This is a genomic window from Sphingomonas sp. Leaf230 (assembly GCF_001421745.1).
Taxonomy (GTDB): domain Bacteria; phylum Pseudomonadota; class Alphaproteobacteria; order Sphingomonadales; family Sphingomonadaceae; genus Sphingomonas.
In genome coordinates this window covers 410,270-424,631 of the sequence record NZ_LMKW01000009.1, presented here as the reverse complement: position 1 = coordinate 424,631, position 14,362 = coordinate 410,270, and the positions used below count along the sequence as shown (strand labels likewise).

Sequence of the window (14,362 nt, the reverse complement as noted above, 5' to 3'; positions counted from 1 at the left end):
CGTAAGGAACCGCTCACGGGGTTGCCGAGTTCCGGGCCGATGATACTTTACATGCCGGTATTGACGCAGGTTATTACGTTCCCTGCGGTGCTTCGTTCGCTCGGTGATCGATCGCTGTGAGAATCGCTCTACTCACCTGGGCCTATCCTCCTGAAAAGAGCGGACTTACTCGCGCCGCGCGCGAGATAGCGCAGTCGTTGGCACAGTCTGGCAACGACGTCTGGGTCTTCACTATGGACCGGCGCGAGGACAGCCACGACGGCCGGGTGTCGGTCATCGGTTGCGGTCTGCGCGAGGGATCGTTCGCCGCGCGCCTCCGCAAGATTGCGGGTATCGGGCACCTCGTCGCGCCGTTCGCGTTCCGTCGAGCGGTCGCGCGCGAGCACCGACGGGCACCGTTTGACGTGGTCGAGGCAACCAATTGGTACGCACCAGGACTGGCGATCGCGCTCACCGGCCCCGCGCCGCTGGTGACGAGAAACTCGACCCCAGCAGCGACCTCGGCAGAGACGGTAACCAGTCTCCGCGACCGGTTCGATCGGCGCGCGGCGATGCTTGCGGAGCAGGTCGCAGCGCGCTTCAGCAAGGCGCTGGTCTCGAACACGCAGCTCCACGGCGAGAAGATCGCCCATCTGTACGGTGTCGAGGCCCCCGGACCAACCGGGCGCCACGCGGTCATCGGCCTCAGCCTGCCGCCGGAGATCGTTGCACGAGGAACGGCCGCAGCCTATCCCGACGATATCCCCGAGGACCAGCCGATCGAACTGCTGTTCGTCGGACGTGATGAGCACCGCAAGGGGTTCGATGCCCTGATCATGGCGCTGAGGATCCTTGCGCGGCGTGCGGATGCCGGGATGCGCGATTTCCGCCTCACGATCGTTGGCGTGCATGCGGACGACGTGAAGGCGCTCCCGTCCACTGCTCGTGCGCGGCTGCGATGCCATCACCGTGTCGACGAACAGATGTTGCACGACCTGATGAGCGCGGCGCACGTCATCGTCGCACCCTCACGCTACGAGAGCTTCGGGCTGGTGTACCAGGAGGCGATGATGTTCGGCCGACCGGTCGTCGCCTGCGCCGAGGATCCGAGCGCACGGCTGTTCATCGGCGAAAGCGGTGCAGGATTGCTGGCCAAGACCTGCACCGGCGACGACCTAGCCACGCAGATCCAGCGGCTGATCGAGGACCCGGCATTGCGTCAGCATTACGCTGCGGCGAGCCGCCAAGCGTCGGGGATGTTCACGCGCGATACCCTGTCCGCGCAGACGACCGCGGTCTATCGCACCGCGATCGGGTCGAAGGGGGCGAGCAGCAACGCCTCGTCCTCCGGCCTGCCCGCGCCGGTCGACATCGCCTCGTAGATCCGCGTCCGCTCACGCACCCGCTCGCCGTCGAGCCTGTGTTCGAGCGCACCCGCCAGCGCTAGCGAACTCTCGACGAACGGCACGACCGGCCGTTCGTGGACGCGCCCGGCAAAGCGGATGTCGCTGCGGTTGAGGCGGTACTGGATGTCCGGATAGGACGCGGACTGCACCCCATCGACGAGGTTGCGGCGCGGCAGGCCGAGCGAGCGCAACCCGTCGCGATCCGCCGCCGCGACTAGCCAGCCGAGCGCGTCGAGCAACGCGCCGTCGGGGCGCTCGTCGGTATCGATTTGCAAGACCCAGCGGGTCTGCATCGTGTCCTGAAGGCGGTTGCGCTGCGCGGCAAAATCGCCGGTGAGAGGGTGATGGGCGACCTCGATCCACGGGACCTGCGCTGCGATTTCCCCTGCCTCGTCTGCCGTGCCGTCGAGCAGGACGACGATCCGGGCAAACGCGGTGCGATAGTGTGTCGCGATCTCGACGATGTCGTTGGCGTCGGCGGGCCGCGCCATGATGCCGAGCCCTATCGCGTGCGGCACAGTCGTCGCGGGAGCCGAACGCGCTTGGGCTGGACGGTAATCAGGGGGAAAGCGGACATCGCCCCGCGCGACGGCGACCGGCTCCACCTCGAACCCGAACCGCCACGCCGCGTTCCGCAAACCGGCTGGGTCGAGCATCCAGCGCTCCGCAGGATCGCGCTGTAGGTCGACAAGCCCGCTTCGCAACCGCGCGACGATCTCGTCGGCAACCGCACCGACCTCGTTCGCGTCGCGAACAAGCAGGCGGCAGTGGCTACACTCGAACCAATCCTCGCGCACGAGCCAGTCCCAGTTCCCACAGATCGAGCATCGTAATCGCATTTTCCGGCAACCCGCGGCGCTAAGGACCGGTTCCGCCCTACCTACATCCTCCCCCATCGGGGGAGGTGGCAGGCTCATAGGGACTGACGGAGGGGTATCCGCCAACAACTCAGGGCGACACCCCTCCGTCTGGCAAGAGCCAGCCACCTCCCCTTACAGGGGAGGATCAAGCGCCCGCTCAGTACCCCAGCGAATGCGCTAGCGTCAGCAGCAGCCAATACAGCCCGCCCGACAGCAGCATCGCCACCGGCAGCGTCATCACCCACGCCAGCGCCATGTTCATGACCGTGCGCCGCTGCAAACCGGCGCCGTTCGCAACGCTCGCACCCGCCACACCCGACGACAGGATATGCGTGGTCGACACCGGCATGCCGTATTTCACCGCCAGCAGGATCGTCGCCGCCGCGACCAGCTCGGCCGACGCGCCCATGCCGTAGGTCAAATACGTCTTGCCGATCCGCTCGCCGACGGTGACGACGATCCGCTTCCACCCGACCATCGTCCCCAGCCCCAGCGCCAGCGCAACGGTGACCTTCACCCAGGTCGGGATGTAGCGCGTGCCCTGCTCGAGCCCGCTATTGTAGCTCTTGAGCGTCGTGATCTCCTGCACGGTGAACCGGCTCTGCGCGGCTTTGTCCTCGGCGATCAGCTTGGTCGTATCGAGCACGAGGTACATGTCGTTGCGCAGGTTCGGGGTCGCCGCGGCGGGCACCTTGCCGAGCGAGCCATAGCTTTCGATCCGGCTCGACACGTCGTCCGACAGCGTCGCCAGCGCGGCATAGATGACCGGGTCGGCGACATGCTTGGTCTTCAGTGCCTGCGTAACCTGCGCACGCGACGTGGCGACGTCGGCCGGCGCGCCGCCGGCATGCGCGCGGTACGCGGCCGATGCAGCCTGCGCCGACTGCACGAATGCGGGCATCGCGCTCTCGGGCATCGTCCGGTTCAGCGCATAGGCGGTCGGCGCGCAGCCGATAAGGATGAGCATGATCAGCCCCATCCCCTTCTGGCCGTCATTGCTGCCATGCGCGAAGCTGACCGCCGTGCAGGTGCCGATCAACAGCGCGCGGATGCCGCGTGGCGGCGGCGTCTGGCCCTCCGGCGCCTCGTACAGTTTCTTGTCGTGCAGGAAGGCCTTCATCACGAGCAGCAGCACGAGCGCGCCGACGAACCCGACGATCGGGCTGAACGCGAGTGCGGAGAGAACTTTCCAGACCTGCACCATGTCGACGCCCGACGTGCCGTCCGCGCCGCCGCCATTGATGATCTGGTTGGCAAGGCCGACGCCGAGGATCGAGCCGATCAGCGCATGGCTCGACGAATTGGGCAGCCCGACCGCCCAGGTCGCGAGGTTCCACAGGATCGCCGCGAGCAGCAGCGCGAAGATCATCGCGAACCCGCCGACGCTGCCGACGTTCAGGATCAGGTCGACCGGCAACAACGTGACGATCGAATACGCCACGGCGCCCGACGACAGCATCACGCCGAGGAAATTGAAGAACCCCGACCAGACGACCGCGAGCGGCGCGGGCATCGAATGCGTATAAATGACGGTGGCGACCGCGTTGGCGGTGTCGTGGAACCCGTTCACGAACTCGAACCCGAGCGCGATCAGCAGCGCGAGCGCGAGGAACGCGAACGCCCCGCCCGCCAGGCTCTCGCCGACCTGCGCGGTATCGAAGGCGATGCTGAACCCCGCATAGGCAAGCCCGCCGATCAGCACGGCGAGGAATATCCAGCGCCCGGACGGATGCAGCGAATGATCGAGCTTGGGACCGGTATGCGGCGCAGCGGTAGCGCTCGAATCAGCCGTCACCGCATCGGGTGCAAATGTGGAGGTTGCCATAGGAATGTGCAGTCGGCCCTTACGATGACAATCTTATGACAGATGTAAATCAAGCGATCGTTCGACCCTATTTGGGACGTCGCCCCCTACAATCCTCCCCCGCCAGGGGGAGGTGGCTGGCCCTCGCCAGACGGAGGGGGAGGCAGAGGACAACGTGCGTTCCGTGTCCTTCCCCTCCGTCGCCTTCGGCGCCACCTCCCTCCTGCGGGGGAGGATCGTTCGGAACCGACTTCGTTGGACGTGAGTAAGTTAATTCACCGAACTTCACCGATGCTGGCAAGCTGCATGCCATTGCGGCCGAACAATGTGGCCATCTTCACGTCCGCATCCGCGGTCATTTCCTTGCGGCATTGCTGCGCGTCGGCGAGCGCCGCGAGGCCGGCACCGTGCGATTGGCAAGCGCTCGTGATCGCCGAACGCAACCTGCGTTGGAACGCGGTGCGCCCGGCGTCGCTGGTCAGGTCGAGCCCGGCGCGCGACACACGCACCGATACCGGGTCGCGCCCGGAACTCGCGGAAGCACCCGTGGAAAACAGGCAAGCGCCGACGATCGCCGCCGAAGCGACGCTGATGAAAAGCTTCATGATGATGTTCCTCAAATGGTCCTGCGGTCCGCAAGGCGATGCCTGCGGGCGACGGCGCCAGCGCGTCGGGACACCTTTCTGGGTGCGGCATCTCCGACGACGAACCACGTCGCTACGCATCCCCTACCCGTGGTTCGTTACGCTCGCGCGACGGTTTGGCGTCGGTCCGACGACGCGCCGAAACTCTAGATGAGGCGTTAGGTCACATCCCCGGATATCGCTCGAACGCAGGCAGAGCGGCAACATCCGCCATCCACGCCAATCGGTCAGCCACCTGGATATGCGCACCCGGCGCGACCGCCTCGGGATCGTCCAGCGTACAGGATTGAACGTCGATGATCCCCGGCAGATACTCGGCATTGGTATAGAACAGTCCCGTCCCGCACCGTCCGCAGAATTGACGCCGACCGCTCGCCGACGATTCATACGTCATCGGATCGCCCGAGATGGTCACCTGCTCGGACCTGAATGCGATCCAGCCTACCATCGGCGCACCCGCGCTTCGCCGGCAATCGCCGCAATGGCACAGCGCGTGATGCTCGGGCTCGCCCTCCGCGACATAGCTGATCGCTCCGCAATGACATCGTCCCGCCAGCATGCCCGCCTCCCTCTATGTTCTCAACTTGTTCCACGTATCGTCGAACCGCGCAAGCCATACCCGCTTGCCCCATCGCCACCCGTTCCCTACCTGTTCACCGGTGAACCAGATCGCCCAAACGTCCGCGCCGCAAGCAGAGCCTCCCTATCTGCGCGGCCTTAATCCGCCGCAGCGTGAGGCGGTGCTGACCACCGACGGGCCCGTCCTGATCATCGCAGGCGCCGGCACGGGCAAGACCGCGGCGCTCACCGCCCGCCTCGCGCATCTGGTCTTCACCAAGAAGGCATGGCCGTCCGAGATCCTCAGCGTCACCTTCACCAACAAGGCCGCGCGCGAGATGCGCCAGCGGGTCGGTCGGCTGGTCGGCGACGCGGTCGAGGGCATGCCGTGGCTCGGCACGTTCCACGCGATCGCCGCGAAGATGCTGCGGCGCCACGCCGAACTCGTCGGGCTGCAATCGAACTTCACCATCCTCGATACCGACGATCAGTTGCGTTTGCTCAAGCAGCTCATCCTCGCCGCGGACATCGACGAGAAGCGCTTTCCGACCCGCAGCCTCGCCGGGCTGATCGACCAGTGGAAGAACAAGGGCCTCGTCCCCGCGGACATCGATGCGGGCGAGAGCGAGCGCTACGCCAACGGTCGCGGCGGCGAGCTGTACCAGCAATATCAGGCGCGGCTGATCGCGCTCAATGCGTGCGATTTCGGCGACCTGCTACTGCACATGCTGGTCATCCTGAAGACGCACCGCAACGTGCTGAGCCTGTACCAGCAGCGCTTCAAATACATCATGGTCGACGAGTATCAGGACACCAACTCGTCGCAATATCTCTGGCTTCGGCTGCTCGCGCAGGAGCGCAAGAACATCGCCTGCGTCGGCGACGACGACCAGTCGATCTATTCGTGGCGCGGCGCGCAGGTCGAGAACATCCTGAAGTTCGAACGCGACTTTCCGGGCGCGAAGGTCATCCGCCTCGAACAGAATTACCGCAGCACGCCGCATATTCTCGGCGCCGCGTCGGGCGTGATCGCCAACAATGGCGGACGGCTCGGCAAGCAGCTCTGGACCGAACGCGACGTCGGCGAGAAGGTGAAGGTCATCGGCGTCTGGGACGGCCCCGAGGAAGCGCGCCGCGTCGGCGAGGAGATCGACATCGTCCGTCGCTCGGGCAAGTCGCTCGACGAGGTCGCGATCCTGGTCCGCGCGCAGCACCAGACGCGCGAGTTCGAGGACCGCTTCATCGCGATCGGCATGCCGTACAAGATCGTCGGCGGCTTCCGCTTCTACGAACGCGCCGAAATCCGCGATGCGCTGGCGTACCTCCGCGTCGTCAACCAGCCGGCCGATGACCTCGCGTTCGAACGCATCGTCAACGTCCCCAAGCGCGGCCTCGGCGACAAGGCGGTCGCGCGCATCCATCAGCTCGCGCGCGCCACCGGGACGCCGCTGACCACCGCCGCCGCGCGCATCCTCGACACCGACGAACTGACCGGCGCGGCGAAGAAGTCGCTCGGACGCCTAGTCGGCGACATCGCCCGCTGGCGCGATATGGCGACCAGCCTGCCGCACGCCGAACTCGCTCGCCAGCTGCTTGACGAAAGCGGCTACACCGCGATGTACCAGGCCGAGAAATCGGTCGAGGCCACCGGGCGCCTGGAGAACCTCAGCGAGCTCGTCCGCGCGATGGAGGAGTACGACTCGCTCGGCGCGTTCCTCGAACACGTGTCGCTCGTGATGGACAACGAGGGCGGCGCGCAAGATCCACAGGTCACGATCATGACCATCCACGCCGCCAAGGGCCTCGAATACGACACCGTATTCCTGGTCGGCTGGGAGGAAGGCCTGTTCCCGTCGCAGCGTTCCCTGGACGAAGGCGGCGTGAAGAGCCTCGAAGAGGAGCGCCGCCTCGCCTATGTCGCGATCACGCGCGCACGCCGGCTTGCGGTCATCATCCACGCCGCCAACCGCCGCATCTATGGCCAGTGGAACTCGTCGATCCCCTCGCGCTTCGTCGCCGAACTCCCGTCTGAGCATATCGACACCGAAACCACGATGTCGGGCGGCGCGAGCCTGTGGCAGGCCAACTGGTCCGACCGCGCCGATCCGTTCGCCGACGTCGCCCGCGGCACCGGCCGCGGCCCCGGCTGGCAACGCGCGTCGGGCACCGGCAGCACCTTCTCCACCAAACCCGCCCGCGTCGTCGAAAGCCGCTCCAGCGCGATCAGCCTCGGCAACAAGGGCCGCGACGACCTGTCGCTCGGCATGCGCGTGTTCCACCAGAAGTTCGGCTACGGCGCGATCGCCGAGATCGAAGGCAACAAGCTGGAGATCGACTTCGAACAGTCCGGCCGCAAGCGCGTGATGGACAGCTTCGTGACACTCACGCCCTAACGGCATCAACCGGGAAAACGATCAGCCGGCGGTCTGATCCGCGAGTGAGAAGATCCGCTCCATCACCGCCCATTTCGGCCCTGCCGCAGCGATCGGCTTCTGATACACGTCCATCGCAGTCTCCCAGGACGCGACGACCGGCTGCAACGCCGGGTCGGCTGCGCGCGGAAAATCGTCCTCGACCTCGGCAATCATCACGAGCCGGTCTGCGACCTGCCAGATCTCCATCTCTCGATACCCCCGCTGGACGATGTCGCGCACGATCTCGGGCCACACGGCGCCCGGCGCGTGTCGTTCGCGGTAGGCGGCGATCAGCGCTGCGTCGTCGACGAGGTCCAGCGCGGTCACGATGCGATACGTCACGGAAATTCCTTCGATACGGCGTACTCCCGCGACAATAGCGCCGCCGCCCCTTTTCAAAAGTCACTTTGACTAATAAAACCGGCGAAACGCATAACGACGCGCAGGAGATGGAATGAGACTGTCCGGCAAGACCGCGGTAGTGACCGCGGCGGCACAAGGCATCGGCCGCGCCACCGCAGAACGCTTCCGCGACGAGGGCGCACGTGTTTTCGCGCTCGACCGTGATGGCGATGCGCTGCAGGCGATCGACAGCGTCGAACGTCTGGTCGTCGACCTGCTCGACGCCAGCGCGATCGCCGCCCTGCCCGCCACGATCGGCGACATCGACATTCTCGCCAACGTCGCCGGCTTCGTCGCGGCAGGCGATATTCTCCAGGGCAGCGACGACGACTGGATGCTGTCGTTCGACCTCAACGTCCACGCGATGCACCGCATGACCCGCGCGTTCCTGCCCGGCATGCTCGCACGCGGTGGCGGTGCGATCGTCAACATGAGCAGCATCGCGTCGAGCGTGAAGGGCATCCCCAACCGCTACGCCTATGGCGCGTCGAAGGCGGCGGTGGTTGGACTGACCAAGGCGATCGCCGCCGATTTCGTCGGTCGCGGGATCCGCTGCAACTGCGTGTGCCCCGGCACGATCGAGACCCCGTCCCTTCGCGAACGGATCGTCTCGCAGGCGGGAACGCAGGGCATATCGGTCAGCGAGGCCGACGCGGCGTTCGTCGCGCGCCAGCCGATGGGCCGGCTGGGCCGCGCCGAGGAGATCGCCGCGCTGTTCCTGTATCTCGCCAGCGACGAATCGAGCTTCACCACCGGCGCGGTCCACGTGATCGACGGCGGCTGGGTCAACTAAGGATCATCAGATGAAACTTCTTCGTTACGGCCCGCGCGGCCAGGAAAAGCCCGGTATCCTCGATCAGGACGGCGCGATCCGCGCGCTGCCCGCGGACCTCGGCGATATCGCCGGCGAACTGCTCTCCCCCGAGGGGCTTGCGAAGATCGCCGCGCTCGACGTGACGACCTTGCCCAAGGTCGAGGGCGCGCCGCGGATCGGCCCGTGCGTCACGCGCACCGGCAAGTTCATCTGCATCGGCCTGAACTATTCGGACCACGCCGCCGAGAGCAACATGGCCCTCCCCGCCGAGCCGGTCGTGTTCGGCAAGTGGACCAGCGCGATCCAGGGCCCGAACGACGATGTCGAGATCCCGCGCGGTTCGGAGAAGACCGACTGGGAGGTCGAACTTGGCGTCGTCATCGGTACGCCCGGCCGCCACATCGCCAAGGAAGACGCACTGTCGCACGTCGCCGGCTATTGCGTCGTCCACGACGTGTCCGAGCGCGCGTTCCAGCTCGAGCGCGGCGGCACGTGGGACAAGGGCAAGGGCTGTGACACGTTCGGGCCGATCGGTCCGTGGCTCGTCACCGCGGACGAGGTCGGCGATCCCCAAAAGCTGGGCCTGTGGCTCGAAGTCGACGGCCATCGCTATCAGGACGGCACCACCGCCAACATGATCTTCGACGTCGCGACGATCGTTTCCTACCTCAGCGACTTCTGCACGCTCGAAGCCAGCGACATCATCTCGACCGGTACGCCGAAGGGCGTCGGTCTCGGCCAGAAGCCGCCGGTCTATCTGCGTGCGGGCCAGACGGTGCGGCTTGGTATCGATGGCCTTGGCGAGCAGACGCAGACGATGGTCGCCGCCGCATGACGACCATCACCGGTCTGCGCACGATCGACCTTCGTTTCCCGACCAGCGCGGGACTCGACGGGTCCGACGCGATGAACCCCGATCCGGACTACTCGGCCGCCTATGTCGTGCTCGACACCGATACGGACGGCCTCGAAGGTCACGGCCTCACCTTCACGATCGGCCGCGGCAACGACATCTGCGTCGCGGCGATCGAGGCGATGCGGCATCTCGTCATCGGGCTCGATCTCGACTGGATCATCGAGAATCCGGGGCGGATGTGGCGGCATCTGACCGGTGACAGCCAGTTGCGCTGGATCGGCCCTGACAAGGGCGCGATCCATCTCGCGACCGGCGCGGTGGTCAACGCGATCTGGGACCTTTGGGCGAAGGCGGTCGGCAAGCCCGTCTGGCGCCTCGTCGCGGAGATGACGCCGGAGGAACTGGTCCGGACGATCGACTTCCGGTACCTGACCGACGCGATCACGCCGGAGGACGCTCTCACGTTGCTGACCAAGCGCGCGGAAGGCAAGGCGGAGCGGATCGCCGATCTCGAGGCGACCGGTTTCCCTTGCTACACCACGTCGGCGGGCTGGCTCGGCTATCCCGACGACAAGCTGCGGCGGCTCGCGCAGGAGGCGGTCGATGCCGGCTTCGACTATATCAAGCTGAAGGTCGGTCGCGATCTGCAGGACGACATCCGTCGCCTGACGATCGCGCGCGAAGTGCTCGGCCCCGACCGCAAGCTGATGATCGACGCGAACCAGGTGTGGGACGTGCCGCAGGCGATCGAATGGGTGAACGCGCTCGCCTTCGCCAAGCCGTGGTTCATCGAGGAGCCGACCAGCCCCGACGATATCCTCGGCCATCAGGCGATCCGCGAAGCGATCGGCGAGGTGAAGGTCGCGACCGGCGAGATGTGCCAGAACCGCATCATGTTCAAACAGTTCATGGCGGCAGGCGCGATCGACGTCGTACAGATCGACAGTTGCCGTCTGGGCGGCGTCAATGAAGTGCTCGCGGTGCTGTTGCTGGCGGCCCGGTACGACCTGCCGGTGTGTCCGCATGCGGGCGGCGTCGGGCTGTGCGAATATGTCCAGCATCTGTCGATGATCGACTATCTCTGCTTCTCCGGGACCAAGGAGGGGCGCGTGATCGAGTATGTCGACCATCTCCACGAGCATTTCGTCGACCCCTGCGTGATCCGTGACGCAGCGTACATGCCGCCGACGCTGCCGGGCTATTCGATCGAGATGAAGCCGCAGTCGCTGATCGACTATCGGTTCGCCGGATGAAGCTCGGTCTCGACGGCAAGGTCGTGATCGTCACGGGTGGCGGGGCCGGGATCGGCCTCGCCATCGCGCGCGGGCTGGCGGAGGAGGGCGCGATCCCGGTGATCGTGTCGCGAAGCGCGCCGGAGGATTTCACCCCCGAGCATCTGTTCGTCGCGACCGAATTGTCCGACGACGACGCGTGCGCAGCGGCTGTCGAAGCGGCGGTCGCGCGCTATGGTCGAATCGACGGGCTGGTGAACAACGCCGGCGCCAACGACAATATCGGGCTCGGCCGGACGCCGGCTGAGTTTCGCGCCTCGCTAGACCAGAACCTCGTCCATTATTTCGCGATGGCGCATCACGCGGTGCCGCATCTGCGCAAGACCGGCGGCGCGATCGTCAACATCTCGTCGAAGACCGCGGTTACCGGGCAAGGCGACACCAGCGCCTATGCCGCCGCCAAGGGGGCGCAACTCGCGCTGACCCGTGAATGGGCGGTCGCGCTGCGCGGCGACGGGATTCGCGTCAACGCGGTGATCCCGGCCGAGGTGATGACGCCGCTGTACCAGCGCTGGATCGACAGTTTCGACGATCCGCAGGCGAAGCTGGGCGGCATCGTATCGCGCATTCCTCTAGGCCACCGCATGACAGAGGATCGCGAGATTGCCGATACGGTGGTGTTCCTGCTCTCCGACCGGGCGAGCCACACGACCGGGCAATGGCTATACGTCGATGGCGGATACACCCATCTCGACCGCGCGATAGACTGACAAAAAACATAATCAGGAGTGGATCAATGCGCGGAACGACCGCCGACAAAAGATATGTGCCGGCGATCGTGCTGACGGTCGCGCTGTTTTTCCTCTGGGGGATGGCGAACAACCTCAACGACATCCTGATCGCGCAGTTCAAGAAGGCGTTCACGCTCACCGACTTCCAGACCAGCTTCGTCCAGCAGGCCTTCTACATGGGCTATTTTCTGCTCGCGGTGCCGGCCGCGCTGGTGACGCGCGCGAAGGGCTACAAGACCGCGATCGTCACCGGGCTGGTGCTGTATGCGGCGGGGGCGCTGCTCTTCTATCCGGCCGCGCATTACGGGGAGTATCTGTATTTCCTCGCCGCGTTGTTCGTGATCGCGTGCGGGCTGGCGTTCCTCGAAACGTCGGCGAACCCGCTGATGACTGAACTCGGCGACCCGACGACGGCGGCCAAGCGCCTGAACTGGGCGCAGGCGGCAAACCCGGTCGGCACCGTCGCGGGCGTGCTGATCGGCAAGTATTTCATCCTCTCGGCGATCGTCCACGACGAGAGCGCGGTCGCGGCGATGAGCCCGGCGGCGCGCGAGGCATTCTATCGCAGCGAAGTCGTCGCGGTGCAGACGCCCTATCTCGTGATCGGGCTGGTCGTGCTGCTGTTCGCGGTTGCCGCCGCCGTGATACGCTTTCCAGAGCACCGTGCTGAAGAGACCGTCGGTGCACCGTCGCGGTTCGTCGACGTGTTTCGCCACCCGCGGCTGATCTTCGCGACGGTGACGCAATTCTTCTACGTCGGCGCGCAGGTGGGGATGTGGAGCTACACCATCCGGTATGCGCAGGCGAACGTGCCCGGCATGGCCGAGCACGACGCCGCGGATTACCTGTTCGCCAGCCTCGTGCTGTTCGGGATCGGCCGCTTCGCCGGCACCGCACTGATGGGCAAGATCGCGCCCCCTCGCCTGCTCGCGATCTTCGCGGTGGTCAGCGCCGTGCTTGCCGCCGTCGCGGGTCTCGTCGGTGGGCAGGTCGGGTTGTACGCCCTGGTGCTCGCCAGCCTGTTCATGTCGATCCAGTTCCCGACGATCTTCGCGCTTGGCATGGACGGCCTTGGTCCGCTCCGTCGCGCGGGAGCCTCGCTGATCATCATGGCGATCATCGGCGGCGCGGTGCTGACCGGGCTGATGGGGCATATGTCCGATCTCGCTGGGATCGACACCGCGATGCTCGTGCCGGCGGTCTGCTTCCTGGTGGTGCTGGCGTTCGCGGTGAAGGCCGGGCGGACGCTGTCGGGCGAGGCGCTTCAGCCGACGATCCACTGAGCAACCTAGCGCGCCACCCACCTCCTTGTTCTCCCGCGAAGGCGGGAGCCCAGTCTGGGTCCCCGCCTTCGCGGGGAAACATGCTTCTTTCGGGAGGAAAGGTGCGCGGAACCTAGACCAGAATACTCCGGTCGATCTCGGCGATAGACCGCACCCCCGTCAGCGCCATCGCCACGCGCATCTCCCGCTCAATCAGCGTCAACAGCTGCGTCACCCCAGCCTCGCCCCGCGCCGCCAGCGCATACAGCCACGCCCGTCCCAACAGCACGCCATCCGCCCCCAGCGCCAGCATCCGCACCACGTCGAGCCCCGACCGCACGCCCGAATCCGCGAGCACGGTAAGCTGCCCCTTCACCGCCTCCGCGATCGCCGGCAGTGCCGCCGTGCTCGACAGCACGCCGTCGAGCTGCCGTCCGCCATGGTTCGACACGACGATCCCGTCCGCACCGATCGCCGCCGCCTCGCGCGCGTCATCCGGATCTAGGATGCCCTTGATGATCAGCGGCCCATCCCAGCCTTCGCGGATCCATTCGAGGTCCTTCCACGCGATCGACGGATCGAAATTGTTGCCAAGCCAGCCCATGTAATCGTTCAACCCGCTCGCCTTGCCCAGCACCGGCTCGAGATTGCCGAGCTGGTGTGGCCGCCCATGCAAGCCCACGTCCCACGCCCAGCCGGGTCGGCCCATCGCCTGCAACATCCGGCGCAGCGGCGCGCGCGGGCCCGACATCCCCGAATGCTGATCGCGGTAGCGCGCGCCCGGCACCGGCATGTCGACCGTAAACACCAGCGCCTTCGCACCCTCCGCCTTCGCCGTGGCGAGCAGATCGCGCATGAACGCCCGATCGCGGATGACATAGAGCTGGAACCAGGTCGGGCCGGTCGGCGCGGCCTTCACCACCTCGCCAAGCGAACAGAGCGACACCGTCGACAGGCAGAACGGCACGCCCGCGGCATGCGCGGCCCGCGCCGCCTGCGTCTCGCCGCGGCGATGGTACATGCCCGCGATCCCGACCGGCCCAAGCCCGACCGGCAGCGCCTGATGCTGGCCGAACAGCGTCGTCGACAGATCGATATCGGACACGTCGCGCAACACTCGCTGGCGCAGCGCGATCCCCGACAGGTCGCTCACGTTGCGCGCCAGCGTTGCCTCCGCATAGGAACCGCCATCGGCATACTCGAACAGGAATCGCGGCAGCCGCTTGCGTGCAGCCTCGCGGAAATCGAGCGTCGAGGCGATCGTCATGCGGCGTCTCCCATATTATGCGCATCGATCCCGGAATCGCGGCGTGCAACGTCCCCTAGCAAGCCAACGCCCC

General features: G+C 66.2%; 13 protein-coding genes. 7 read left to right on the top strand and 6 right to left on the bottom strand.

The genetic code is table 11. The annotated features are described in order from the left end of the window. Nucleotides 1–116: 116 nt before the first annotated feature. A complete protein-coding gene (locus ASE82_RS11060) occupies nt 117–1,361 on the top strand; it encodes a glycosyltransferase family 4 protein (RefSeq protein WP_056062834.1) in 1,245 nt (414 codons plus the stop codon). Here ASE82_RS11060 and ASE82_RS11055 read toward each other — a convergent pair. From ASE82_RS11055 to ASE82_RS11040, 4 genes are all read right to left on the bottom strand, one after another. Next, a complete protein-coding gene (locus ASE82_RS11055; RefSeq protein WP_235524666.1) occupies nt 1,277–2,182 on the bottom strand; it encodes a hypothetical protein in 906 nt (301 codons plus the stop codon). The genes ASE82_RS11060 and ASE82_RS11055 overlap by 85 nt on opposite strands. Before the next feature lie 220 nt (nt 2,183–2,402). After that, nucleotides 2,403–4,070: an inorganic phosphate transporter gene (locus tag ASE82_RS11050; RefSeq protein ID WP_082441440.1), complete on the bottom strand. Its 1,668-nt coding sequence runs from the start codon at nt 4,068–4,070 to the stop codon at nt 2,403–2,405. A gap of 254 nt (nt 4,071–4,324) precedes the next feature. Beyond that, the gene (locus tag ASE82_RS11045; protein WP_056062828.1) at nt 4,325–4,654 is read right to left on the bottom strand and encodes a UrcA family protein; all 330 of its coding nucleotides are present in this window, start codon (nt 4,652–4,654) and stop codon (nt 4,325–4,327) included. A gap of 202 nt (nt 4,655–4,856) precedes the next feature. Then, nucleotides 4,857–5,252 carry a GFA family protein gene (locus tag ASE82_RS11040; protein WP_056062825.1) on the bottom strand — a complete coding sequence of 132 codons (396 nt, stop codon included), beginning with the start codon at nt 5,250–5,252 and terminating at the stop codon, nt 4,857–4,859. Nucleotides 5,253–5,361: 109 nt separating this feature from the next. On the opposite strand from ASE82_RS11040, the gene ASE82_RS11035 reads away from it, so the two are divergent. After that, nucleotides 5,362–7,644 carry an ATP-dependent helicase gene (locus tag ASE82_RS11035; protein ID WP_056063409.1) on the top strand — a complete coding sequence of 761 codons (2,283 nt, stop codon included), beginning with the start codon at nt 5,362–5,364 and terminating at the stop codon, nt 7,642–7,644. A 21-nt stretch (nt 7,645–7,665) separates the two neighbouring features. Here the strand turns inward: ASE82_RS11035 and ASE82_RS11030 are convergent, their stop codons facing one another. Next, nucleotides 7,666–8,007: an L-rhamnose mutarotase gene (locus ASE82_RS11030; RefSeq protein WP_056062822.1), complete on the bottom strand. Its 342-nt coding sequence runs from the start codon at nt 8,005–8,007 to the stop codon at nt 7,666–7,668. A 112-nt stretch (nt 8,008–8,119) separates the two neighbouring features. Between ASE82_RS11030 and ASE82_RS11025 the strand changes: the two genes are divergently transcribed. The 5 genes from ASE82_RS11025 to fucP are packed head-to-tail and all read left to right on the top strand — an operon-like array spanning nt 8,120 to nt 13,043. Then, nucleotides 8,120–8,860 carry an SDR family oxidoreductase gene (locus ASE82_RS11025; RefSeq protein ID WP_056062819.1) on the top strand — a complete coding sequence of 247 codons (741 nt, stop codon included), beginning with the start codon at nt 8,120–8,122 and terminating at the stop codon, nt 8,858–8,860. 10 nt (nt 8,861–8,870) lie between these two features. Continuing rightward, complete coding sequence (locus tag ASE82_RS11020; RefSeq protein WP_056062815.1) at nt 8,871–9,716, top strand: fumarylacetoacetate hydrolase family protein; 846 nt, start codon at nt 8,871–8,873, stop codon at nt 9,714–9,716. Next, on the top strand, nt 9,713–10,990 hold the full coding sequence (locus ASE82_RS11015; RefSeq protein WP_056062812.1) for an L-fuconate dehydratase: 1,278 nt from the start codon (nt 9,713–9,715) through the stop codon (nt 10,988–10,990). The genes ASE82_RS11020 and ASE82_RS11015 overlap by 4 nt, the downstream gene beginning before the upstream one ends. Continuing rightward, on the top strand, nt 10,987–11,739 hold the full coding sequence (locus tag ASE82_RS11010; RefSeq protein ID WP_056062809.1) for an SDR family oxidoreductase: 753 nt from the start codon (nt 10,987–10,989) through the stop codon (nt 11,737–11,739). Before ASE82_RS11015 ends, ASE82_RS11010 begins: the two co-directional genes overlap by 4 nt. Nucleotides 11,740–11,765: 26 nt before the next feature. Further along, complete coding sequence (gene fucP / locus ASE82_RS11005; RefSeq protein ID WP_056062807.1) at nt 11,766–13,043, top strand: L-fucose:H+ symporter permease; 1,278 nt, start codon at nt 11,766–11,768, stop codon at nt 13,041–13,043. A gap of 112 nt (nt 13,044–13,155) precedes the next feature. Here fucP and lldD read toward each other — a convergent pair whose 3' ends face one another. After that, complete coding sequence (gene lldD, locus ASE82_RS11000; RefSeq protein WP_056062802.1) at nt 13,156–14,289, bottom strand: FMN-dependent L-lactate dehydrogenase LldD; 1,134 nt, start codon at nt 14,287–14,289, stop codon at nt 13,156–13,158. Between the last annotated feature and the right edge of the window lie 73 nt (nt 14,290–14,362).